Origin of the sequence: Wolbachia endosymbiont of Mansonella ozzardi, from assembly GCF_020278625.1 — a bacterium.
GTDB lineage: Bacteria > Pseudomonadota > Alphaproteobacteria > Rickettsiales > Anaplasmataceae > Wolbachia.
On the sequence record NZ_JADAKK010000012.1, the window covers coordinates 1 to 21785 of the forward strand.

Sequence of the window (21785 nt, forward strand, 5' to 3'; positions counted from 1 at the left end):
TTACAGGCAGGTACAGCAATCTTATGTTCACAATCTTCATCGAGTATTACCTTTAATTTAACCTCCTCGAACGGAGTGTCTGTATTGTAGTAAAGCTTTCCATCTATCCAGCTATCACAAAAATCATCTCCGCGGAAATTATACTTTGCCTTCTTAACCAATAGTGCAAAAAATTCTTTTCCATCTTTTTTTTGGATAATATTATATGTTCCAATATGAGAACCACAGAGTTTTATTGTTTTTTCTTCATTATCTTGATTCTCAAGCTTTATCCTTTTATACTTGGAATTGTTGCCTGCTATATCTTCACTACAGACAATGTTGAAAATGTACTTCTGCATATTTTCTATGTAATAAGCTTTAAAGACAAGGAATTTAACGTATAGTACTTAAAGAAAAGCTGGTTGACCTTAACTCGAAGAAGTAGAGATAAACTTCTTGTGTAACTAAAGAAGAAGTTATGCAAAAATCAACGACAAGCTTTGAGCCTGTTAAAGGCTTCCTCAGCGTGATATGATGACCTAGTCAATGGACTTGATGCAACCACTAAGAACCCTTTGGAATAAGCAACGTATTTGTAATGCTCAAACTCCTCTGGTGTAACATATCTATTGATTTTTGCGTGCTTTGGAGTTGGCTGCAGGTATTGACCGATCGTTATAAAATCAACCTCAGCACTTCGTAAATCGTCCATAACTTGAAGTACTTCCTCTTTTGTTTCCCCAAGGCCGACCATAAGCCCTGACTTGGTGAAAAGCTTAGGATTAATTTGCTTTACTATCTTCAGCAAATACAGTGAATGAAAATAGCGAGCCCTTGGCCTTATCTTTGCATATAGTCTTGGCACTGTTTCAATATTGTGGTTATAAACATCAGGTGATGCAACAGCAACTGCTTCAAATGCTCCTTTCTTATTTAAAAAATCGGGAGTTAGAATCTCTATTGTTGTTTCTGAAATTATCTTCCTGATTTCTTCTATGCACCTTATAAACTGGTTTGCTCCGCCATCTGGTAAATCATCACGGTCAACAGAGGTAATAACAACATGCTTTAAGTTTAACTTTTTTATTGCCTTTGCTAAATTTTCCGGCTCGTGAGGATCTAATTTGTCAGGAATACCAGTTGCAACATTACAAAATGCACAAGCGCGAGTGCAAACGGAACCAAGAATCATCACAGTGGCATGGCGCTTATTCCAACATTCACCAATATTTGGACATGCAGCCTCCTCGCACACGGTATGCAGACTATGCAACTTGACAGTGTTTAAGGTCTCATTGAATATTTCACCAGTTGGAGCTTTTGCCCTGAGCCATGGAGGCTTACTATGCATCTGAAATGACTAGTTCTACCTCTTATTTTGCTAAAACTTTTCTCAACTTTCTTTTTATTTTTTGTGCCTTATCGCTCAGCTTAACTGTTTTTGTGTTGAGCAAAAAAGTATCAAGATCGCCCTTGTAATCTACAGTTCTCAAAGTTCTCGCCGCTACGCAAAATTTAAACTTCTTATTCAATATGTTGCTCATCAACGTAACGTTGCACAAATTTAAGCAAAAGGTGCGCTTTGTTTTGCGGTTTGAATGTGATACCTTATTACCGAAAGACTTTTTCCTGTTTGTTAATTCGCAAACTCTACTCACTTTAATATACCAAGTTGTCCTATGTACTTAGATTACCTTATACAGAGAAATAGTCAATACTCTCCTGCTTAATTTTTATGCCGTATACTGCTTTGTAGCCAAAAAATATTGTGATTTTCTCCATTATAAGAGAGACCATATGCTGAATTTTCAGCGCTTTGCTGCCATTTGTTATCATCAGATGCAAAACACCGGAATTTATATTTTGTGCATACGAGATCTTTTTCGGCTTCGTACACTCTGCTATTTCCTCTCCAACTATGCTCCTCCAGTTTAAAATAAGACGTATCTCATTTTTGCTTAGCTTACTCTTCGTGCATTTTAATGCATAACTTTCCACTATAGACTTTAATTTCTTTGGGCCGCTGTGTTTGAGCATTCTTTCACTAATCTTCTAATTAACTAACACACCTTAAGTACATGATGATTTAAGATTTTCTTTTTGGCAATAAAAAAAAGAGCATCAAGAGCAATGCTCTACAGTTGCCCTCGGCCTCACACTGTAAAAAGCAGCATTCTTGTGCCGCCACCTTTGTTTTATCATTAACTGATCCATCTATTTTAAATCAGAATTGATTAAATTATCATTAACTGCAGTAGACTTTTCCCTCTTGTTGTAACTCCAACACGTGAAGCTGGTTTTTAAGACTGCGAGAACTGCAAAAAATTGCTTGACAACCTTTGCCAGCCTTGCTATTGTAAAAAATAAGGGTGTTTCTAACACTCAAAGCTTGTTTTTGATCTCCAGGCTCGATGACAAAATTCAGTAGAAAACTCAGGGTATTTTTCGGTGGATTGTATCAAATTATAGCAGCTGCATGTCCTTTTCACTTTTTCTACATTCAGCCAAGTTGCGCTTAAACTAAGCGTCAGCAAATTATTATAACGCCAATTTAAAGTATTATAGAGTCAAAACTTGCCACTCGGGGTTTCTTTATCTTTATTTTCTGCTTAGTGAATTTCTTAAATATTTATGGCTAGGGTTAGTTGTATTAAAAAGCAGCTAAGTTGCATTTATTAAACGTTTAGGATAAAAAAACGCCGACATTGCAACACAAAAGTGAATAACTAGCTACCACAGGATTTCCTTTGCCTTTTTTTTGTTCAGTAAGTTTCTTAAATATTAAGGCAACTCAAGGGCGCGCAGCGTTACAAAAAACGCCAATATAGTAGTAAATTGCTTTTTTTATTCAAAAGTTCATTTCTTGACCTTTATACTAAAATATGTAATACTTGAGCTAAGCTTTTATGGAGGTAATTATATGTCAAATTTAACACAGAAACAACAGTTACAGAACACAGTAGATGAGCTTCTTCGAGTTGAAAAAGCAAGGGGAGTTAGTGAAGTTTTTGGTATTATAGCTGCATTGGCAGTAGGTATTGGATTTGGCATTGCTGGATTACCAATATTGTCTATAGCTTCCATGGCTTTTGCTTCTGGATAGACAGTTGAATACATTGCTGATGGCATGACATGTGCAATATCAAAGCCTAGTGTAAACTGGAAGAAGAAACTTGCACACAATAACAAAAGTCCAAAATTTAATAGAAGAGCAACGATTACACAACACAATAGACAAACTTCTTCGAGTTGAAAGGACAAAGGAATTTGGGAAAATTTGTGGTTGTATAACTATATTGGCAGTAAGTATTGGACGTGGTGCTGCTGGATTACCAATATCGTCTATAGCTCTCATGGCTTTTGCTGCTAGATAGACAGTTGGGCTTGTTGCTAATAGTATTAAATATGCAGTATCAAAACCTAGTTATAAACTAGACAAACTAAACTTAAAGCAAGTGAAAAATACTCTGGCAGTATGAAGCATTACAGTTAAAACAAGTAGGAAACTACCTTCTTCTTTTTAGATCTTCTTGCTTGTCTTTCAACTACACCTAAACTAATACTTTTTTCTGCTTAGCCTAAGTTATGCAAAAAGTCTATCAACGAAGTGAAAAATATGTTCTCTTTCCTCGAAAAATTTGTTATATCCATTTTGGTTGCTGACTTTTATTTTTTGTAACATATTTTTTCTTTAATGGTTAAATGGCTATCTCATAATGAATTTTGTCAGCAACTATCAAGTTTTTTAGTTGCTGTGCAGCAAAGCTTACTAGATCTAGAATATTCATAAATGAAAAGGAGGCCATTTAGTGATTCCTCGTTATAGTCGTAAAGAAATATCTTCCGTTTGGGAAGAAAACAACAAGTTTAATATATGGCTCAAAATAGAAAAATTAGCGTGTGAGGCTCAAGCAGAGTTAGGAGTGGTTCCAAGTGATGTTGCTGAAAGGCTTTCTAGCACTATCGAGTTTGATATTGAGCGGATCAACGAAATCGAATCTACTGTAAAACACGATGTTATAGCTTTTCTCACATACATTGCTGAAAAAGTTGGAGTTGATGTTCGTTATCTCCACTACGGGATGACGAGTTCTGATGTTTTGGACACATGTTTTGCTGTGCAGCTGAAAGAGTCGTGTAATATTCTACTTAAAAATCTAAAGAATTTACTTACGGTGTTGAAAAAAAAAGCTGAGGATTATAAAAATGTTGTGTGTGTTGGACGTAGTCACGGGATGCATGCAGAGCCGACTATATTTGGGTTAAAATTTGCCAGGTTTTATGCAGAATTTAAACGCAGCTACCAAAGGTTAATTAATGTACAAAAAGAGATCTCAACTTGCAAAATATCAGGTGCAGTAGGTAATTTTGCGAATGTTGATCCGTTTGTTGAAGAATATGTAGCGAAAAAAATGGGACTTGTCCCTGAGACTATATCTTCTCAAGTAATTCCTCGTGATAGGCACGCTGCGTTCTTTTCAATTTTAGGGGTGATTGCAAGTTCAATAGAAAACGTTGCTGTTGAAATTCGTCATCTACAAAGAACTGAAGTTAGCGAAGTTTCCGAATATTTTTCCACTGGGCAGAAGGGAAGCTCTGCTATGCCACACAAGTGTAATCCTATTTTAAGTGAAAATCTAACTGGGCTTTCACGCTTAATGCGTAGTTATGTATTTCCTGCACTGGAAAATGTTGCATTGTGGCACGAGCGAGATATATCACATTCGTCCGTGGAAAGATGTATTGCCCCTGGTGCTTGCATAACAATGGATTTCGCTTTAGTGCGATTGACAGATTTAATAGATAAATTAGTGATTGATGAAGAAAACATTAAAAAGAACTTAAATTCAGCAAAAGGTTTAATTTTCTCGCAGCGTGTATTGCTTGAGTTAGTAAACAGTGGTCTAACTAGAGAAGAAGCGTATAAAATTGTTCAGAGCAATGCAATGAAAGTGAAACAAGGCAACAGTGATTTTCTGTCCGAATTGAAACAAGATAAATCTTTACTTAGAGTTATTGACTCTGAAAAACTTGAATCTTTGTTTGATTTTGCTTATTATACAAAGCATATAGACCATATATATAATAAGGTCTTTGATTAGGCTGAGTAGCTCAGTTGGTAGAGCAGGAGGATCATAATCTCTTGGTCGTGGGTTCAAGTCCCTCCTCAGCTACCAATCATATTAATTGTAGTATGCTAAAAAAACCGCTACAATGGCCGTATTTGGTATCCACCTAGCTAAACGGTGTGAAAGACGATAGATGAGAGGCTGTGGAAAGGGTTTAGCCCATTTTGCTTAATTACAGGAGAAGCTATGTGATTTACAATTTAAACCCAGAACCTATTTTCATAACGCTTGAACCACTTATGAAGCGTAGGGCAGCACGCCATATCTGCAGTATACCACCAGCGTTTTTTACTTTATGTGCTTCTATCGCCAGAACGTGAAGAGCTGAGTGACTGGTTATGCGATATTGGCTGTACCTCACCCAACTTGCTATCTGGATGACTTTTCCCTATTAATGCTGTCATTTCAGTTTGATGCCTCTCTTCTATTTCTTTACTCTGCTCTGGTTTTCTTCTATTAGTCTCGTTGACTCGGTTTGATGTCTTTCTTCCACTTCCCTTACTTTGCTTTGGCTTTCTTCTTTTAACTCTTCTTCTATATATCTCTTTTTCAGTGAAGTAAGGACACGTTTAGCAGCTAGCCCTATACATCTTTTTCACTATTTCTGTTCCACCTTAAATCAAGTTTAGTAAGATTTATAAAATTACCATTAGCTAAGGCTTCTATGCCTTTTTTTACTGACTCTGTTCCACCTTAAATTAGTAAGCGGGATGTGCAAGGTTACCATTAGCTAAAGCTTCAGCATCTTTATCACTAATATTGCAATGCAATAAAGAAAGCTTTGTAATATGTGTGTTACTTTGCAAAAAACTTACTAGCTCGTTTATATCGATTGTAGTTCCTGATAATTTCTAGAGCATTACCTTATTACATACTGGTTGAAATTCACTTTACCCTCCTGTTAACATATTATGGGGGTACCCTAGTTAGAGTTTCGGTAACTGTCAAATGCTTTATGTGGCGTTAGCAAGCCAAATAAAAAAAGTATGCAAAAGCAGCACCCCATTTGTGTTCAAAAGATGGAGAAAAGTGAAGTATACTCCGTAGCAACACACACTGTAAATTAAAGCAAATAAAAAGCCTTATTCGCTTTATATTATGCAGGTTTTACAGGTTCGAAATTGTACTTTATTTTCACGTGTATGTTTTGATCCAGTGCAACTAATAGGTTAAGCAAGTATTCTAAAGAGAATCCTTCAATTTTTGACTTATTAATTTGAGATACTTTAGGTTGATCGATCTTTAGAGCGGCCGCTGCTTTTTTTTGTGTTCTGAATCTCTTATTTATTAGCCATGCAACAATCTTTATTAACTTCAGTTTTGTACCTTTTATATCGCCCAATTCTATCACCATGGGATAACTTAGCTGTAAATCTTGCATAATAATAAACTTCCTTATAAAACTACTTTAGTTTTTCTTCTTTAAATAATACATGCTTTCTGGCTACTGGGTCATACTTTCTGAACTCCAATTTTCTAGTAAGCTTTTTAGGGTTACGCTTTTTTACATAAAAATAACCTGTTGATTTTTCTTCACCAGTGTTTGTGGTCTTAGTTGCACTACTAACTAGCTTAACAAGCAAAGAAGCATTTTTTTTTGCCATACTTATACAATAATGTAAATCCTGTGTGAGTGTATTATATGAAACACTAAAAGTCAACTATTTTGTATCTTTAAGCCATGTAGATTACAAACATATTGCAAAATTCTTGACAATAAGCAGTGTGTTGAGTAGCATAAAGTTAACTTCAGAACAAAAGGCAAACGGTAAATAAGTGGCAAGTAGTGGTAAAAGGTTACTATTAATAGAAAATTCTATCTGCTCTGATGAGGTGAGGGTTGCTTTGTCAGTGGATAACAGGGTTGTAGAGTTTGAGCAGGAATTCAAGGAAAAAAGACAATTAAGAGGTAACATATATATTGCTCATGTAAAGCGTATTGAGCCTTCTTTGCAAGCTGTATTTATTGAATATGGGAAGAACAAGCAGGGTTTTTTATCTTTTTCCGAAATATCTCCAGGTTACTTTAATATTCCAGAAAAGGAGAGGGAAGCTTTCTTTGAAAGCTATTCAGGTGGTGATTGTATGGAGGAAGATAACGGTGCATCAGCAAATACTTCTTCAGATTCTACAATTAGTAAAAATGTTAATGAATCTGGTAATGGTTTTGTAAGGGAGGTATCTTTATATAGGAGATATAAATTACAAGATGTCATTTCGGTCAATCAGAAAATATTGGTTCAGCTTACTAAAGAGGAACGAGGTAATAAAGGGGCTTCATTTACAACGTATATAACTTTAGTGGGTAGGTATTGTGTTTTCATGCCAAACTCCATGAGCAGGGGTGGCGTGTCCCGCAGAATTGAAGATGTTAATGTTAGAAAACAGTTAAAGGATATACTGAATTCAATAGAGTTACCAAAGAGGTCAGGTTTAATAATAAGGACCGTTGGTTCGGGAAAAAGTAAAAAAGAAATTGAGCAGGATTACAATTATTTATCTTCGTTATGGCAAAATATTCAAGAAAATGTCTCCTCTATAAATGTTCCATCATTGATTTATAACGAAGCAGATCTGATTATGAAATCTATTCGTGATTTTTGTAGCAATGATGTGGAAGTTGTAATATCTGGAAAAGAAGCTTTTGAAACAGTAAGGCAGTATACCAAAAATGTATTAAAAGGTAGTAAATTGCGATATAGATTGTATAGAGGTTTTGTTCCGATATTTACTTACTACGGAATCGAGGATCAAATTTCTGAGCTATATAGCAATAGAGTGAAATTACCATCCGGTGGATCTTTGATAATAACTTTAACTGAGGCATTTGTTTCAATAGATGTAAATTCAGGGAAGATGACGGGGGAAGATAGTATAGAAGAAACAGCTTACAAAACCAATATGGAAGCAGTGCCTGAAATATCAAGACAGGTAAATTTAAGAGGCTTATCAGGGTTAATAGTGGTCGATTTTATTGATATGTTGAGGTATCAGTATTGTAGAGCTGTCGAATCTGCTATTAGGCAGGCGTTCAAGGATGATAAAGCTAGAGTTCAGTTTAGCTATATAAATGATTTTGGTTTAATGGTGTTTTCAAGGCAGAGAATAAAACCAAATATACAGGAGATTAACACCACAGAGTGCTTACATTGTAAAGGAATTGGAAAAGTAAAATCAAATGAAGTAATTGTTGCATCAATATTGAGAGACTTGCAACATGTTGCTAGTAGGAATCGGAATAGATCGTTTGATTTGGTAGCACATGGTTTAATTATAGCACATATTTTTAATAATAAGCGTGATACAGTTTCTACAATTGAAAGAGAGTTTAATGTTAAATTAAACGTTAATGCTGACAATAATTTGAGTATAGATGCATTCATTTTAAAACGGGGTGATGACGTTAATTTAAATGATTGTAAGCCATTGCAGAACTCTGGTTACAAGATTGAGACTAGCAATAATGAAAGAGCTGATAATTCAGGTGGATTACAAAGCAGTTTTTGGTTAACCAAGTGGCTTTCACGTCTTTTGAGCTCTAATAGCTAACTAGAAATCCTAAATGGGACTTGTAATTGACAAGTTCTATACTTATATATTCTTACATCAGGTAATATTTATAAGGGAGTATTCATTATGGGAAGAGCAATAGGTATAGATCTTGGAACAACAAATTCTTGTGTTGCAATAGACAAAAATGTAATAGAAAATAAAGAAGGGGCAAGAACTACTCCATCTATAGTTGCATTTACTTCATCAGGAGAAAGGCTGATTGGTGCTCCTGCAAAAAGACAGGCAACCACCAATGCAAGTAATACTTTTTTTGCTACTAAAAGATTAATAGGCCGTCAGTATGGTGACCCTGAAATGAAAAATCTAAATGTGCCATATAAAGTGTTTGCGGCAAAAAATGGCGATGCTTGGATTAAGACAACAGATGGTAAAGAATACTCCCCTAGTCAAATTGGTGCTTTTATACTACAAAACATGAAAGAAGCAGCAGAAGCTTATCTAGGAGAAGAAGTGAAGGATGCTGTAATAACAGTGCCAGCATACTTCAATGATTCTCAGCGTCAAGCAACAAAAGATGCAGGGAAAATTGCTGGGTTAAATGTACTCAGAATAATTAACGAACCGACTGCTGCAGCTCTTGCTTATGGTCTTGATAAGAGACATGGACACACAATAGTGGTGTATGACCTTGGTGGTGGTACATTTGATGTTTCAATACTTGAAATAGGTGACGGAGTTTTTGAAGTAAAGGCTACAAATGGTGATACTCATCTTGGAGGTGAAGACTTCGACAATGCAGTGGTGAGTTATTTATTGGATGAATTCAAAAAAAGCAATGGCATTGACTTGAAAAATGATCCAATGGCTATGCAAAGGATCAAAGAAGCTGCGGAAAAAGCAAAGATTGAATTATCAAGTGCAATGGAAACGGAAATAAATCTACCGTTTATTACGGCTGATGCAAGTGGTCCAAAGCACTTAAATATGAAATTAACAAGGGCGAAACTTGAAAGCTTAGTAAACGATTTAATCGAAAGGACTATGGCTCCTTGTAAAAAAGCTCTTGAGGATGCTGGTCTGCCTGCTAGTCAAATTGGTGAAGTGGTTCTTGTTGGTGGCATGACTCGCATGCCAAAAGTAATAGAGAAAGTTAAAGAATTCTTTGGTAAAGATCCACATAGAGGGGTAAACCCAGATGAAGTTGTGGCAATTGGAGCTGCAATACAGGCGGGAATCATTCAAGGTGATATAAGAGATGTGTTATTGCTTGACGTGACCCCACTTTCTCTTGGTATTGAGACTTTAGGAGGGGTGTTCACTCCACTTATTGAGCGCAATACTACGATTCCTACTAAAAAATCTCAGGTGTTTTCAACTGCAGAAGATAACCAAACAGCTGTTACCATTAAGGTGCATCAAGGTGAAAGAAAATTGGCAGTTGATAATAAACTGCTTGGCCAATTTAGTTTGGAAGGAATACCACCTGCTCCTCGTGGAGTCCCTCAAATCGAAGTTACGTTCGATATAGATGCAAATGGAATAGTGCATGTTTCTGCGAGAGATAAAGCTACTGGAAAAGAGCAGAAAATACGTATTCAGTCTTCAGGTGGTCTGTCTAATGATGAAATAAATCGCATGGTAAGAGAAGCTGAAGAAAGGGCACAAGAAGATGAGAAACGTAAGAAATTCATTGAAGTGAAGAACCAGGCAGACAGCTTAGTTCATTCTACAGAGAAGTCTCTAAAAGAATATGATGATAAAATTTCACCAGAAGATAAGTCTGCCATTAAAAACGCGATGAATGATTTAAAAGAAGCTAGCAAATCTAGTAACATTGATGACACTGATTCAATACAGCAGAAAATTACTAATCTCTCTCAATTGTCTATGAAACTTGGGGAAGCTATGTATAAAGAATCTCAACAAAGCAGTGCTGAGAGTGGCTTTTCGTCAGAAGGAAATCTACATGACAAGGAAGAAAAAGTAGTAGATTCTGATTACCAGGACGTAAATAATAAAAAAGAGAATAAGTAGTTGGCGTACTCCTCTCTTATCATTCCGTTGCGTAACGCTGAAATCTAGAAAAAAAGAATATGGACCCAAGTAAGTCGCGCTGCTTGGGTGGTAGGAGCTGTGTATGGATATCATTAAGGCAATAGAAGAAAAAATACGCAATGCGATAAATGTAGTTGATATTAACGTCGTTGATGGGTCTATAAAACATACGGATCACTATTTTTCTTCGCCTTCAACATTACCTTCACACGTTGAATTAATATTAATATCTGAAGACTTCGTTGGAATGAGCGTTCTAAAGAGGCACAAGTTGATTTATGAATTGTTGAAGAGTGAGATAGAGCGGGTACATGCAATTTCCCTTCAATTGTATACACAAAGTGAATACAATTTTAAAAATAAAACAATAAAAGCGTGAAAGAAGAATCTTTGTTGGTTAAAGCAGGAAGAAAATACAATGACTACAAAGGTTCTATGAACCCGCCAATTTATCATTCTTCTACCATACTGTTTCCTACTTACAAGGATTACTTAAATGCAGTGAATGGGGAAAGTGTATACGATGTGATTAACGATGGCGTTGCGAGGGATTATAGTTACGGTAGTGTTGGTACTCCCACTGTTCACTACCTTTCAAACGCACTTGCTGAAATTGAGGGCAGAGGACAAGCGTTAATTTATCCTTCTGGGTTGTTTGCACTTACTTTTGCTATTTTGACTTTTGCTAAAGCAGGTTCGCATGTTCTGATTCAAGATAATAGTTACTACCGACTTAGGAGATTTGCTGAAAATGAGCTGCCGAAAAGGGGAATAGAAGTGACTTTTTATGATCCAACACAGGACATAGCTGATTTGATTCAAAGTAATACTTCACTCATCATGATCGAAACTCCTGGCTCTGTAACATTTGAAGTTTCAAATATAGAACACATAGTAAAAATTGCTAAGAAACACGGGATCGTAACCGTTTGCGATAATTCATGGGCCACTCCTTTATTATTTAAGCCTCTCGACTATGAAATTGATGTTGCGCTGTATGCGGTTACAAAGTATCTAGCCGGTCATTCGGATTTATTGATGGGAGCTATTGTTGCTGAAGGAAAAATTTTTAAGTTGCTTTATGAGAATTGTAAGAACTACGGAGTCACTGTTCAATCACACGATTGTTATCTTGCACATAGGGGACTTAGAACATTGCATACACGCATGAAGAGGCATCAAAGCACAGCAATGGCAGTGGCAAAATGGCTGGAGAAACATCCAAAAATCAAAAAAGTCTTATATCCAGCGCTTCCTTCTCATCCCCAGCACAAGCTATGGAGAAGTTACTTCAAAGGAGCAAGTGGTGTATTCAGTGTAATATTAGATAAAGAATATTCATGTGAGGAACTAAGCTGCACGGTTGATCAAATGGAAGTTTTTGGTATCGGTGCTTCTTGGGGAGGGTGTGATAGTTTAATATTACCAATAGATCGTAAATCTATGTCAAGATCTGTAATGAACTCAGATTATGGTGGAAGTTTCGTGAGAATATCTTGTGGGCTAGAGGATCCTGAGGATTTAATCTCTGATTTAAATGCTGCGTTATCAAGATTGCCATGTTTAAATACCAAAAATGATGAAGTAGAATGTGAGACTAAGAGAGTTACTGCATAACATTATTGACGTCAACTTTGATGTTAAAATCAAAGGCGTCACGTGTAACCCCAAAAGAATCAAGAAAGGTTATCTTTTTGTTTATGTGTCAGGGGAACATGAGAAATGTGTGAACGACATAATAGGAGCTTCAGTAATAATAGCAAACTTTGCAGCATATGATGCTGGAATCTACATTTTCCATCCAAACCCTCGAGAAATATACAGCAAAGTAGTTAGCAGGTTTTATCAATTCAAACAGCCAAAATATGTTGCTGCTGTAACAGGTACAAATGGCAAGACTTCAGTGGTAGAGTTTTGCCGCCAGATCTGGCAAAATGTAGGTTATAATTCTGCATCCATTGGAACGCTTGGAACATGTATCAATAATAATAGAAAAGATAATAGCCTTACCACTCCAGATGCAGAGGACCTTTATGCAACATTACGTGATATAAACAATAAAAGCATAGAACACTTAGTGTTAGAGGCTTCAAGCCATGGGATTGACCAATGCAGAATTCATGGACTTAGGCTCACTGCTGCAGCTTTTACAAATTTCTCTCAGGATCATTTGGATTACCATAAGAACATCGATGAATATTTTGAGGCTAAGAAAAGGTTGTTTTATGAGGTACTGCCAAAAGAAAAAGCAGCAATTTTAAATTCGGATATAGATGAGTACTATGAATTGCTCAAGATAGCTAAAGAATGTAGCAACAAAGTTATAACTTATGGGAAGATAGCTTCTAATATTGCTTTAATAAAGCAAATACCAACTCAAAGTGGTCAACACCTGACAATTAAAATTGGTGGTGAAATTTATGACACGTTTTTTCCAGTTCTAGGGGAATTTCAGGCGTATAATTTACTATGTGCTATCGGCATAGTTATCTCATCTGGGGTGGAGGGAATGTGTATAGACAAACTCGTTTCTCTGCCAGGGAGAATGGAAAAAGTGAAACCTTTTGCATTTGTGGATTACGCACACACTCCAAGTGCACTTAAGCAAGCTCTTTTGTCTTTAAAATGGCACTTCAACAAAAAAATAATTCTAGTTTTTGGTTGTGGTGGGAATCGTGATCAGAAAAAACGTGCAGAAATGGGTAAAATAGCACAAATGTATGCGGACAGAGTGGTAGTCACAGATGATAATCCGCGTAATGAAGATCCAGCAAAAATTCGTCATGATATTTTACTATATTGTTCTGATGCACTGGAGATAGGGGATAGAAAAGAAGCTATAGAGAAAGGTATGGATATTGCTTATAACGAAGGTATGATTCTGCTGGTTGCAGGAAAAGGACACGAAAGATCCCAAACCGTGAGTGGCCAGACTTTTGCATTCAGTGATGTTGGAATTATTAAAAGTCATGCCTTAACATACTGATTTTCACACCGTTCTTGCAAGTCAGCACTCTCACTTCCCTTGCACCAGAATTAAAAATTTCCTAAGAGCAAGACCTTACGGTTATTCCAGTTGTTACCACGTCATCAACCAATACCATGATTTTATATTCTTGATGATTTCCTTGTTGCTGTTTTAAAGGTCATTTTTAAGTTTTTCTCACGCTGTTCTAGTGAAAACCAGCTTGAGGTGTGGTGTGGGAGAGGACACTTTATTGCAAAGGATGTGTAAAATAAGTTGGATAACTTGCTGAGTTTCTTCGCAAGTGATTCCGCTTGATTGTATTTACGTTTAAATAAGCGTATTTTATGCAGCGATATGGGAATTATTACCTCTGCATTTTTGAAGTATGTCTTTACTAACTTGATACATCCACTTTGCATAGACTTTCACATAATTTAAATTATCAAAAATTTTTAAATTTATAATCATATTTTTGCTATGTTGGTCATAAGTAAAAGCTGATCTTAACATTTTAAACATTGGAGAGTTAGTAATGCACTTACTGCACATATAAATGTTGTCCGAAATTACTGTGCCACAAACATTGCAGTAATATTTGGTTAAGAAGTTGATTTTTTTGTTATATTCATCACACAGATCATGATTTTTATCGATTATGCATTCACAACTTACACGTACGCTTGGAAAGATGAGATTTACTGCTTTTTTCAGTAGTAAAAGATCCACATTTTCGGCTATTTAAGTCTAAAAAACGTATACGATAGTGTTATTTCACTTAAATCTTTCGTGCTGTTGTCGTGCATTATCTCAGGGTCTATGTAAAAGGATACGGGCATCGCTGCTTTTTGTTTTGGCAGTAACATTTGTTCCTCAAAGCAAAAACATGCAACTTTATTGAAATACTTGCCTGCTTTGAAAGGCGTGACATTATACACTGCCATTCCAAACGAAGACTGATCAGATAAATTTTTTGCGTAATAAAATGCTAAACTTTGTTCACCTATGTTTGTATCAATGTAATTAGTTTCTGAGTTAAATTCCCAAGGCAAATCCGGCATTACATCGGCGTTAAAATAGACTCTAATTTTTTGGTTAGTTATATTTGCCGTTGTGTTGGTTACTTTTCTCGTTGTGCCACCGTATCCGGTAGCTTTACAGAAAATGCTATATAGTGGTACCGATGCATATGCAAGACACAGCATCAATATCACTAAAGATATTAAAAAGAAAACTATAGAATTTTTGATGTTTTCCCTTAAAAAGGAGAACATCTAGTCCCTATTACTAAACAGGTTAAGTAACCTAAGTAGATTGAGGAATATATTGATGAAGTCGAAATAAAGGTTAGTTGCACCAAGTATGGATAACTTAGTTGCTGCAATTTCTGAACCATCGTTATATCTATAATAAATATCCTTGATTCTCTGAGCATCGTATGCAGTCAGTAAGGTAAATACTACTACTGATATGAATGATATTGCAAAGTAGAGAGGACTGCTTCCAAGAAACAAGTTTACTATCGATGCAGTAATTAGTCCCCAAATTCCCATAATTAAGAAAGAACACATATTTGTTAGATCTCTTTTTGTGGTATTACCATATAAGGCCATAGAGCCAAACATAATGGATGTGATAAAAAATGCTCTTGCTATGTTTTCCGCAGTATAAATTATGAAGATATGAGATAAGGAAAGCCCCATTAGAACTGAAAACAGTAAAAACACAGTAACTGTGGACTGGGCACTTAGGTGTTGCAGCCTATAGGACATGTAGAACACTAATGCAATTGGAGAGAACATTACTACAAACAGCAGAACAGGATTAGAATAGATTACCTGAAAAAGACCAGAGAATACCGTTAGGAACGCAACAAGCCCGGTAACACCCAAAGCTAAAGCCATATAGTTATATACTTTGATTAGGTAACCCCTAAGCCCAGCACTATAATAAACACCCTGAGAACGAATATCTTGTTCATTTTTCATGTAAGACATAAATATAACTCCTTTTATCTCTTAGTAAGATTATAATACAAAACTACATCTTTATCAAGCATAAAATTACTTTTTATTGCAATTAATGTACAGTTATTTTTGTTCTAATGTAAATGGAATATAGTCCTATTGCCGCTGCATTCGAAACATTTAAGCTGTCAATTGCGTTTGACATTGGGATTTTTACAAGATAGTCACAATTTTCTCTAACTAACCGCCGCATCCCTTTCTCTTCAGAACCAAGGATAATCGCTATTTTTTTCCCAAAGCTTTTTATTTCGTCTACATTCTCTTTAGCATTGCCATTAAACCCGTAACACCAGTAGCCAATCTTTTTTAAATATTCCATAGTTTTTACTATGTTTATGACATATATTAACGGAACAATATCTAATGCTCCGCTTGCCGCTTTTGCGATAGATGCGTTTTCGTTTGGTGAATGGTTGTATGGTAAAACCACTGCATCAACATTAAAACAAGCTGATGTTCTAAGAATTGATCCTATATTGTATGTGTCAGTGACTTGATCTAAAATTACTATAGTAGAGCTATCGTTTGAGTTTGCTATTTCTTCAATGCTTAAGCTCTGAAGAATAGGAGCAACTTTTAAAGCAACTCCTTGATGGTTAGCATCTTTGGACAAAATATTATTAAGTGTTTTGTTTTCTACTAACTGGACTTTAACGCCCTTGCTATCTATATATCGCATAATTTCTTTTTCATGCTCTTCGTAGAAGTTCTCTGTTGTCAGCAGTTCCATACACTGCCTGTTTTTGTTCTTCAATGCTGACATGCAGGCGTGCTTTCCATATAGCCAAAAATTCTCATTAGCTTTTAACGATTTCATCATATTATTGAAGATCGTAAAATAAACGACATTTTACTATATTTAGATGTTGTTGTAAAATTATACAATTCAATTAATGCATTTATGTCAGACGATAAGTTAGACTGGCGAAAAAATATTAAGCCAATAAAATCTGAGAAGGTTACTTTAAAGGTTGATCATAAAGTAAATGTAAAACCTGTGGCTAATAAAGGTACTTTTAACTTACGAGAAAATTTCCTTGATGCAAACGATGTTAGCTTATCATTTTGTCTTGACTACAATACAAAATCAAAGGTTGATAGGGGTAAATATTCTATAAGCGATAAACTTGATTTGCACGGCTATAATATAGAGGATGCTTACTGTAAATTGATAGATTTTATTATTAAAAATTATCGTGCAGGGAATAGATGCTTATTGATAATTACGGGGCACGGTAGTGCAACAGGTAAAATGGATACTATAAAGAATAACTTAAATAAGTGGTTAAATGATACTAAAATTCAGCACATGATTCTGTATCACCAGCAAGCTACGAAAAAACATGGTGGTAAAGGGGCTTTTTATGTTTTGCTAAGAAGAAATAGAGGCTTTAAGCCTGTTGTTTAGCCTTCTTGCATAAGAAAGCTTGGCGTTTTTTGTAATGATGCGGTTCAGTTGCTCTTGAATTGCTTTAGTCATAAATATTTAAAAATTTTACTAAGCAAGAAAAAAGGCAAAAAAAACCCTGGCTATTATCTATTTTCAGTATTTGGCGTTTTTATGCCTTAAACGCAACTAGCCTAAGCTATAATATTTAAGAAATTTACCAGATAGAAAAAAGACAACAAAACCCCAAGGTAGCTAATTATTCCACTCTCCACTTTAAAATCCGGCGTTAGTTTTAAAAAAACATGCAGTGCACATAGTACGAAAAATTAAACAATAATACACCAAATGCAAATTTTCTTGTCATTTTAACCTGCATAAATTGGGAAGTTAAGCAAATAGCTTCAATGCTACGATAAGAGAGGCGGAGGAATTTGTCAAGTAGTTTTTTTGTTCTATAGCCCCATAGCATGGCGTATAAAGTGTTTTTTGAGGAAACTTGAATTTTCAACTACCATTAAACTGAGATTTCTCAGTATTTTAGCAGAAAACACTCTGTTGGAAAATATCCTATTTAATCCATCAGTTGTAAGCGCCATGGTAAAATTATCAAAGCATCTATCGCGTAAAATTCTCTTGAGCAGATAATTACTGCCAACATCAATACCAGCTGTTTTTGCGGCAATTATGTGTCTTATAACACTTTCTGCGTCTCTAATTCCAAGATTGAGTCCCTGTCCTGCAACTGGATGGATCGAATGCGCTGCATCGCCAATAAGCAAAACTCTGCCTTTATGCAACTTTTTTGCAAAAGCGAAGCTTAAAGGATAAAGTTTTCTTTCACCCTCTAATTTTATTCCTTCTAAGTAAGAACCAGATCTTTTTTTGAGTTCTGTGATAAACTCCTCTTCAGATAAGCTCATCAGCATTTTTGAAATTTTAGATTTTTCTGTCCAAACTATTGAAGAAGTATAACCGCCCTTTGTCGGCAGAATCGCAAATGGACCACCGGGAAAAAATCGTTCTACAGCTAAGTTTTGATGGTGCAGTTCATGCTCTACATTAAATACTATGCTATCTTGCTTATAATCAAATTTTATTACTGGTATAGAAAGTAACTCCGGTAGTTTGGAGTTTTTACCTTCAGCGCAGATAAGTAGCGATGATATTAATTGCCGATTATCGTCAAGGGTAACTTCCACAAATCCCGATTCACAAGCAATTGTTTTATAAGAATGCGGAGAGTATATATTCAGTTTATTCAAAAAATTATTGTTGATTGCATTCCATATGTTAGCGTTATTGATAACATAGCCCATTGGCTCTTCCCCGACCATTTTATGATCGTAGTGCACAGTGACTGGACTATTTCCATCTAGTATGCATATATCAAGTATCGGCTCAGCTTTGCTCTCTATGAACTGCCAAATCCCTAATTTTTCCAGTATTTTTTTTGACCCCTGAGAAATAGCAAATGCTCGGTTGTCATCAATTACGCGCGGTAAGCTATTTTTCTCAATCACAGCTACAGACATGGAGTCATTGCTTAAGCCAATAGCAGTAATGAGACCAAGCAACCCACCACCTGAAATGATTACATTATAATTCATTTTATTCACGCTAACCCTAAAACTACATTTTACCTGTTTTGAAAATAGTTTAAATAGTCTTTATAGACTATTTAAAAAAGACTTAACATCTTTAGCAATGTCTTCATAAACCCCTGCTAAACCTTCACTTAGCATTAAAGGATTTCCACAGTCAGAAGCATGGCATATTTGTGGATCTAAAGGAACTTTGCCTAAGAGTTTGATTCCTAATTCTTCGGACATTTTTTTTGTGCCATCTTTTCCAAATATATATATTTTTGAGTTGTCTTGAGTAAAATAGCTCATATTTTCTACGATACCAACAATCGGCACGCTAAGCTTTGTGAACATATCGTAAATTTTACAAGCTTCGATTAGAGCAAGCTCCTGTGGAGTTGAGACTATTATCGCCCCGGTTAAGTTAAAATTCTCCATCAGGCTTAAATGCACATCGCCGGTTCCAGGTGGAGTATCAACTATCAAATACTCTATATCGGACCATCTTGTTCCCATTAGCAAATTGTGAAGTGCTTTCGTGATCATAGGTCCACGCCATATTGTTGCACGATTTTTATCGATAAAATAGCCGATTGAAATAGTATGCAGTCCGTACTTCTCTATAGGCATTGCTTTACCATCATGTATCTTTGGCTTTAATTCCTCAACACCAAGCATTTTGGGAATCGAAGGACCATATATATCTGCATCAACTAGTGCAACTTTGTGCTTTAACTTTGTCAATGAAAAGGCGAGATTTAGTGCAACTGTAGATTTACCCACACCTCCTTTGCCAGATGCAACAGCAATTATATTCTTCACTCCCTTGATATGTAGTTTAGCTCTTTGTTGTTCAGCTTGCTTCTGACCAGTAGCAACCACTGTCACTTTCCCTACTCCCGGTATAGCTTTAACAGCTTTTTTGCAATTTCTTCTCAATCCTTCATTTGCTTGTATGTTACCAGAAATCTCAAGCGCAAAACCAACATCCCTGCCCTTAATAACAATCGAAGATATTATGCCAAGAGCGATTACATTTTTACCACTTTTTTGCTCTATGACTTTTTTTAAGCTCTCTCTTACAATTTTTTCGTTGATCATCAGACGCTTTTCTAAAATGCAGACAAGCCTGTCAGAAAACCTCCAGCTTTAACTCTACTCCTTATTCTTCTCCCTTCTTGCACGTTTACGCTCATTTGGATCAAGAAACTTCTTGCGTAAACGTATAGACTTTGGAGTGACTTCCACCAATTCATCATCATCTATATATGCTATCATCTCTTCCAAAGTCATTATTTTTGGCGGAGTAAGTTTTATAGCTTCATCACTACCTGCAGCCCTTACATTTGTTAACTGCTTACCTTTGAGTACATTTATCTCCAAATCATTGTTGCGGTTGTGCTGACCAACAATCATACCACAATATACTTTGTCTTGTGGCTTAATGAACATGATCCCCCTATCTTGCAAATTAAAGATTGCATACGCCACAGCCTCACCTTTATCAGTAGAAATTAATACTCCATTGCGTCTTCCAGAAATTGGACCTTTATGAGGAGCATAACTGTGAAATAAACGGTTGATGGTACCAGCACCGCGAGAATCGGTTAGAAACTCCCCTTGATAACCGATTAACCCCCTTGATGGCACTAAAAATGTTAACCTTGTTCTACCATTGCCAGAAGGCCTCATGTCAATTACTTCACCTTTTCGGAAGCTGAGTTTCTCCATGATGATTCCACTATACTCATCATCTACGTCGATTACCACTTCTTCTATAGGTTCAAGCTTTTTATCGTCTTTTTCTTTAAATAATACATGAGGACGCGAAACAGAAAGCTCAAAACCTTCTCTTCTCATATTTTCAATTAAAACTCCAAGCTGTAGCTCACCACGTCCACCCACTTCAAATGCCTCGCCACTTGATGTCGGAGTCACAGTAATCGCAACATTTGTCTCAGCTTCTGCATATAAACGGTCCTTTATGACAGTGGAAGTAAGCTTTGTTCCCTCTTGCCCAGCGAAAGGTGAATCATTAACACTTATAGTAATCGCCATTGTTGGCGGATCGACCGGAGTTGAACTGATTGCAGTTGTAACCTCTGATGCTGCTATAGTTTCCGAAACTGAAGCTTTTTCGAGTCCTGCAATTGCTATTATGTCTCCTGCTATAGCTTGCTCTACTGGAATACGTTTTAAGCCAGAAAATGAGAGTAACTTAGTCAGCCTTCCTCGCTCAACTACCTTACCATCAAGATCGAGTACCTTAAGATCTGAATTGACTTTTGCAATTCCTTGGTAAACTTTCCCTGTCAATATCCTGCCAAGAAATTTATCAGACTCAAGTAAAGTAACCAGCATAGCAAAAGGTGCACTTTGGTTGTAAATAGATGGTTTTATATAATCTATAACCGTTGAAAATAATGGGCTTAAATCTTTTCTTTCGTCAGAGAGTTCTTTAACACACCAGCCATTCCTACCAGAAGAGTACAATACTGGAAAATCAAGCTGTTCGTTAGTTGCATCAAGGTTGAAAAACAATTCATATATTTCGTTCAACACTTCATCGATTCTACTGTCTGGCCGATCAACCTTATTGATTAGCACAATCGGCTTCAAATCTGCTTTTAGTGCTTTTGATAACACAAACTTAGTCTGTGGCATGGGACCTTCTACAGCGTCAACTAGCAACAACACACCATCTGCCATGCATAGCACCCTTTCTACTTCTCCACCAAAGTCCGCATGCCCCGGTGTATCAACAATGTTGATTTTTTCATCGCTCCACATTATTGATGTACATTTTGCAAGTATTGTAATTCCGCGTTCACGCTCTTGATCACCACTATCCATCACTCGTTCTTGAACTTCTTGATTCTCCCGAAACGTGCCACTTTGTTTTAACATGTTATCGAGTAAAGTAGTTTTGCCGTGGTCAACGTGCGCAATTATCGCAATATTACGGATCGATTTAAATTCGTTCATTTCTTATCATTTCAAATTTAATTTAGTAATAAGTATACATGTAATATGCTTAGAGTAAATGGACCTTTTGCATAACCATATGACAAACTTTTAGCAGCGTATGTCATCCAATAGAAACGAAAAAAACTACTTAAAGATTCCTCCGGTTTCCTTATC

23 protein-coding genes and 1 tRNA gene are annotated in these 21785 nt (G+C 36.1%); 10 read left to right on the plus strand and 14 right to left on the minus strand.

What is annotated here, in order from left to right; translation table 11 throughout:
* The 4 genes from IHO40_RS01840 to IHO40_RS01855 all read right to left on the minus strand — a co-directional run.
* Nucleotides 1-341 (minus strand): hypothetical protein (locus tag IHO40_RS01840; protein WP_225536488.1); only part of this gene is annotated, 341 nt, incomplete at its 3' end.
* 128 nt (nt 342-469) lie between these two features.
* On the minus strand, nt 470-1333 hold the full coding sequence (lipA, locus tag IHO40_RS01845; protein WP_225536489.1) for a lipoyl synthase: 864 nt from the start codon (nt 1331-1333) through the stop codon (nt 470-472).
* 22 nt (nt 1334-1355) lie between these two features.
* Nucleotides 1356-1640 (minus strand): 50S ribosomal protein L28, encoded by a 285-nt coding sequence (gene rpmB / locus IHO40_RS01850; protein WP_225536490.1) that lies wholly within the window; start codon nt 1638-1640, stop codon nt 1356-1358.
* A 37-nt stretch (nt 1641-1677) separates the two neighbouring features.
* The gene (locus IHO40_RS01855) at nt 1678-2019 is read right to left on the minus strand and encodes a DUF721 domain-containing protein (RefSeq protein WP_225536491.1); all 342 of its coding nucleotides are present in this window, start codon (nt 2017-2019) and stop codon (nt 1678-1680) included.
* A gap of 883 nt (nt 2020-2902) precedes the next feature.
* On the opposite strand from IHO40_RS01855, the gene IHO40_RS01860 reads away from it, so the two are divergent.
* From IHO40_RS01860 to IHO40_RS01875, 4 genes are all read left to right on the plus strand, one after another.
* Nucleotides 2903-3085 carry a hypothetical protein gene (locus IHO40_RS01860; RefSeq protein WP_225536492.1) on the plus strand — a complete coding sequence of 61 codons (183 nt, stop codon included), beginning with the start codon at nt 2903-2905 and terminating at the stop codon, nt 3083-3085.
* 70 nt (nt 3086-3155) lie between these two features.
* On the plus strand, nt 3156-3356 hold the full coding sequence (locus IHO40_RS01865) for an SNARE domain-containing protein (protein WP_225536493.1): 201 nt from the start codon (nt 3156-3158) through the stop codon (nt 3354-3356).
* Nucleotides 3357-3791: 435 nt separating this feature from the next.
* Nucleotides 3792-5084: an adenylosuccinate lyase gene (gene purB / locus IHO40_RS01870; RefSeq protein ID WP_225536494.1), complete on the plus strand. Its 1293-nt coding sequence runs from the start codon at nt 3792-3794 to the stop codon at nt 5082-5084.
* Nucleotides 5084-5159, plus strand: a tRNA-Met gene (locus IHO40_RS01875). Before purB ends, IHO40_RS01875 begins: the two co-directional genes overlap by 1 nt.
* Nucleotides 5160-5809: 650 nt before the next feature.
* Here the strand turns inward: IHO40_RS01875 and IHO40_RS01880 are convergent.
* The 3 genes from IHO40_RS01880 to rpmG all read right to left on the minus strand — a co-directional run bounded on the left by IHO40_RS01880 (nt 5810) and on the right by rpmG (nt 6715).
* Complete coding sequence (locus tag IHO40_RS01880) at nt 5810-5917, minus strand: hypothetical protein (RefSeq protein WP_225536495.1); 108 nt, start codon at nt 5915-5917, stop codon at nt 5810-5812.
* Nucleotides 5918-6207: 290 nt separating this feature from the next.
* The gene (locus IHO40_RS01885; protein WP_225536496.1) at nt 6208-6492 is read right to left on the minus strand and encodes a helix-turn-helix domain-containing protein; all 285 of its coding nucleotides are present in this window, start codon (nt 6490-6492) and stop codon (nt 6208-6210) included.
* 22 nt (nt 6493-6514) lie between these two features.
* A complete protein-coding gene (gene rpmG, locus IHO40_RS01890) occupies nt 6515-6715 on the minus strand; it encodes a 50S ribosomal protein L33 (RefSeq protein WP_225536497.1) in 201 nt (66 codons plus the stop codon).
* 172 nt (nt 6716-6887) lie between these two features.
* Between rpmG and IHO40_RS01895 the strand changes: the two genes are divergently transcribed.
* The 5 genes from IHO40_RS01895 (at nt 6888) to IHO40_RS01915 (ending at nt 13665) form a co-directional block, all read left to right on the plus strand.
* The gene (locus tag IHO40_RS01895; RefSeq protein ID WP_225536498.1) at nt 6888-8660 is read left to right on the plus strand and encodes an Rne/Rng family ribonuclease; all 1773 of its coding nucleotides are present in this window, start codon (nt 6888-6890) and stop codon (nt 8658-8660) included.
* 87 nt (nt 8661-8747) lie between these two features.
* Nucleotides 8748-10658: a molecular chaperone DnaK gene (gene dnaK / locus IHO40_RS01900; RefSeq protein WP_225536499.1), complete on the plus strand. Its 1911-nt coding sequence runs from the start codon at nt 8748-8750 to the stop codon at nt 10656-10658.
* 103 nt (nt 10659-10761) lie between these two features.
* On the plus strand, nt 10762-11058 hold the full coding sequence (locus IHO40_RS01905) for a BolA family protein (protein WP_225536500.1): 297 nt from the start codon (nt 10762-10764) through the stop codon (nt 11056-11058).
* Nucleotides 11055-12296, plus strand: coding sequence for a cystathionine beta-lyase (gene metC / locus IHO40_RS01910; RefSeq protein ID WP_225536501.1), 1242 nt, complete (start codon nt 11055-11057; stop codon nt 12294-12296). The genes IHO40_RS01905 and metC overlap by 4 nt, the downstream gene beginning before the upstream one ends.
* Nucleotides 12271-13665, plus strand: coding sequence for a Mur ligase family protein (locus IHO40_RS01915; RefSeq protein ID WP_225536502.1), 1395 nt, complete (start codon nt 12271-12273; stop codon nt 13663-13665). Before metC ends, IHO40_RS01915 begins: the two co-directional genes overlap by 26 nt.
* Nucleotides 13666-13989: 324 nt before the next feature.
* On the opposite strand, the gene IHO40_RS01920 is transcribed toward IHO40_RS01915, so the two are convergent.
* The 4 genes from IHO40_RS01920 to rlmB all read right to left on the minus strand — a co-directional run bounded on the left by IHO40_RS01920 (nt 13990) and on the right by rlmB (nt 16488).
* Complete coding sequence (locus tag IHO40_RS01920; RefSeq protein ID WP_225536503.1) at nt 13990-14373, minus strand: double zinc ribbon domain-containing protein; 384 nt, start codon at nt 14371-14373, stop codon at nt 13990-13992.
* 8 nt (nt 14374-14381) lie between these two features.
* On the minus strand, nt 14382-14918 hold the full coding sequence (locus IHO40_RS01925; RefSeq protein WP_225536504.1) for a cytochrome c oxidase assembly protein: 537 nt from the start codon (nt 14916-14918) through the stop codon (nt 14382-14384).
* A complete protein-coding gene (locus IHO40_RS01930) occupies nt 14919-15641 on the minus strand; it encodes a Bax inhibitor-1/YccA family protein (protein ID WP_225536505.1) in 723 nt (240 codons plus the stop codon).
* A gap of 82 nt (nt 15642-15723) precedes the next feature.
* Nucleotides 15724-16488 (minus strand): 23S rRNA (guanosine(2251)-2'-O)-methyltransferase RlmB, encoded by a 765-nt coding sequence (gene rlmB / locus IHO40_RS01935; protein WP_225536506.1) that lies wholly within the window; start codon nt 16486-16488, stop codon nt 15724-15726.
* 84 nt (nt 16489-16572) lie between these two features.
* Here rlmB and IHO40_RS01940 point away from each other — a divergent pair, with 84 nt between their 5' ends.
* Nucleotides 16573-17079, plus strand: a complete 507-nt coding sequence (locus IHO40_RS01940) for a Smr/MutS family protein (protein ID WP_225536507.1) — start codon at nt 16573-16575, stop codon at nt 17077-17079.
* A gap of 434 nt (nt 17080-17513) precedes the next feature.
* On the opposite strand, the gene ubiH is transcribed toward IHO40_RS01940, so the two are convergent.
* Genes ubiH through typA form a run of 3 tightly spaced genes read right to left on the minus strand, consistent with a single transcriptional unit; the run spans nt 17514 to nt 21629 of the window.
* Nucleotides 17514-18668, minus strand: coding sequence for a 2-octaprenyl-6-methoxyphenyl hydroxylase (gene ubiH, locus IHO40_RS01945; RefSeq protein ID WP_225536508.1), 1155 nt, complete (start codon nt 18666-18668; stop codon nt 17514-17516).
* A gap of 60 nt (nt 18669-18728) precedes the next feature.
* Nucleotides 18729-19745, minus strand: a complete 1017-nt coding sequence (locus IHO40_RS01950) for an Mrp/NBP35 family ATP-binding protein (protein ID WP_225536509.1) — start codon at nt 19743-19745, stop codon at nt 18729-18731.
* Nucleotides 19746-19799: 54 nt separating this feature from the next.
* Nucleotides 19800-21629 (minus strand): translational GTPase TypA, encoded by a 1830-nt coding sequence (gene typA / locus IHO40_RS01955; protein WP_225536510.1) that lies wholly within the window; start codon nt 21627-21629, stop codon nt 19800-19802.
* Nucleotides 21630-21785 lie beyond the last annotated feature (156 nt).

Excerpts from the sequence above, each read along its gene's own strand:
- dnaK (WP_225536499.1), top strand. The coding sequence starts at position 8,748 with ATGGGAAGAGCAATAGGTATAGATCTTGGAACAACAAATTCTTGTGTT.
- IHO40_RS01940 (WP_225536507.1), top strand. The coding sequence starts at position 16,573 with ATGTCAGACGATAAGTTAGACTGGCGAAAAAATATTAAGCCAATAAAA.
- IHO40_RS01925 (WP_225536504.1), bottom strand. The coding sequence starts at position 14,918 with ATGTTCTCCTTTTTAAGGGAAAACATCAAAAATTCTATAGTTTTCTTT.
- rpmG (WP_225536497.1), bottom strand. The coding sequence starts at position 6,715 with ATGGCAAAAAAAAATGCTTCTTTGCTTGTTAAGCTAGTTAGTAGTGCA.
- IHO40_RS01885 (WP_225536496.1), bottom strand. The coding sequence starts at position 6,492 with ATGCAAGATTTACAGCTAAGTTATCCCATGGTGATAGAATTGGGCGAT.
- IHO40_RS01950 (WP_225536509.1), bottom strand. The coding sequence starts at position 19,745 with ATGATCAACGAAAAAATTGTAAGAGAGAGCTTAAAAAAAGTCATAGAG.
- IHO40_RS01860 (WP_225536492.1), top strand. The coding sequence starts at position 2,903 with ATGTCAAATTTAACACAGAAACAACAGTTACAGAACACAGTAGATGAG.
- IHO40_RS01905 (WP_225536500.1), top strand. The coding sequence starts at position 10,762 with ATGGATATCATTAAGGCAATAGAAGAAAAAATACGCAATGCGATAAAT.
- rlmB (WP_225536506.1), bottom strand. The coding sequence starts at position 16,488 with ATGAAATCGTTAAAAGCTAATGAGAATTTTTGGCTATATGGAAAGCAC.
- IHO40_RS01930 (WP_225536505.1), bottom strand. The coding sequence starts at position 15,641 with ATGTCTTACATGAAAAATGAACAAGATATTCGTTCTCAGGGTGTTTAT.
- IHO40_RS01855 (WP_225536491.1), bottom strand. The coding sequence starts at position 2,019 with ATGCTCAAACACAGCGGCCCAAAGAAATTAAAGTCTATAGTGGAAAGT.
- lipA (WP_225536489.1), bottom strand. The coding sequence starts at position 1,333 with ATGCATAGTAAGCCTCCATGGCTCAGGGCAAAAGCTCCAACTGGTGAA.
- typA (WP_225536510.1), bottom strand. The coding sequence starts at position 21,629 with ATGAACGAATTTAAATCGATCCGTAATATTGCGATAATTGCGCACGTT.
- ubiH (WP_225536508.1), bottom strand. The coding sequence starts at position 18,668 with ATGAATTATAATGTAATCATTTCAGGTGGTGGGTTGCTTGGTCTCATT.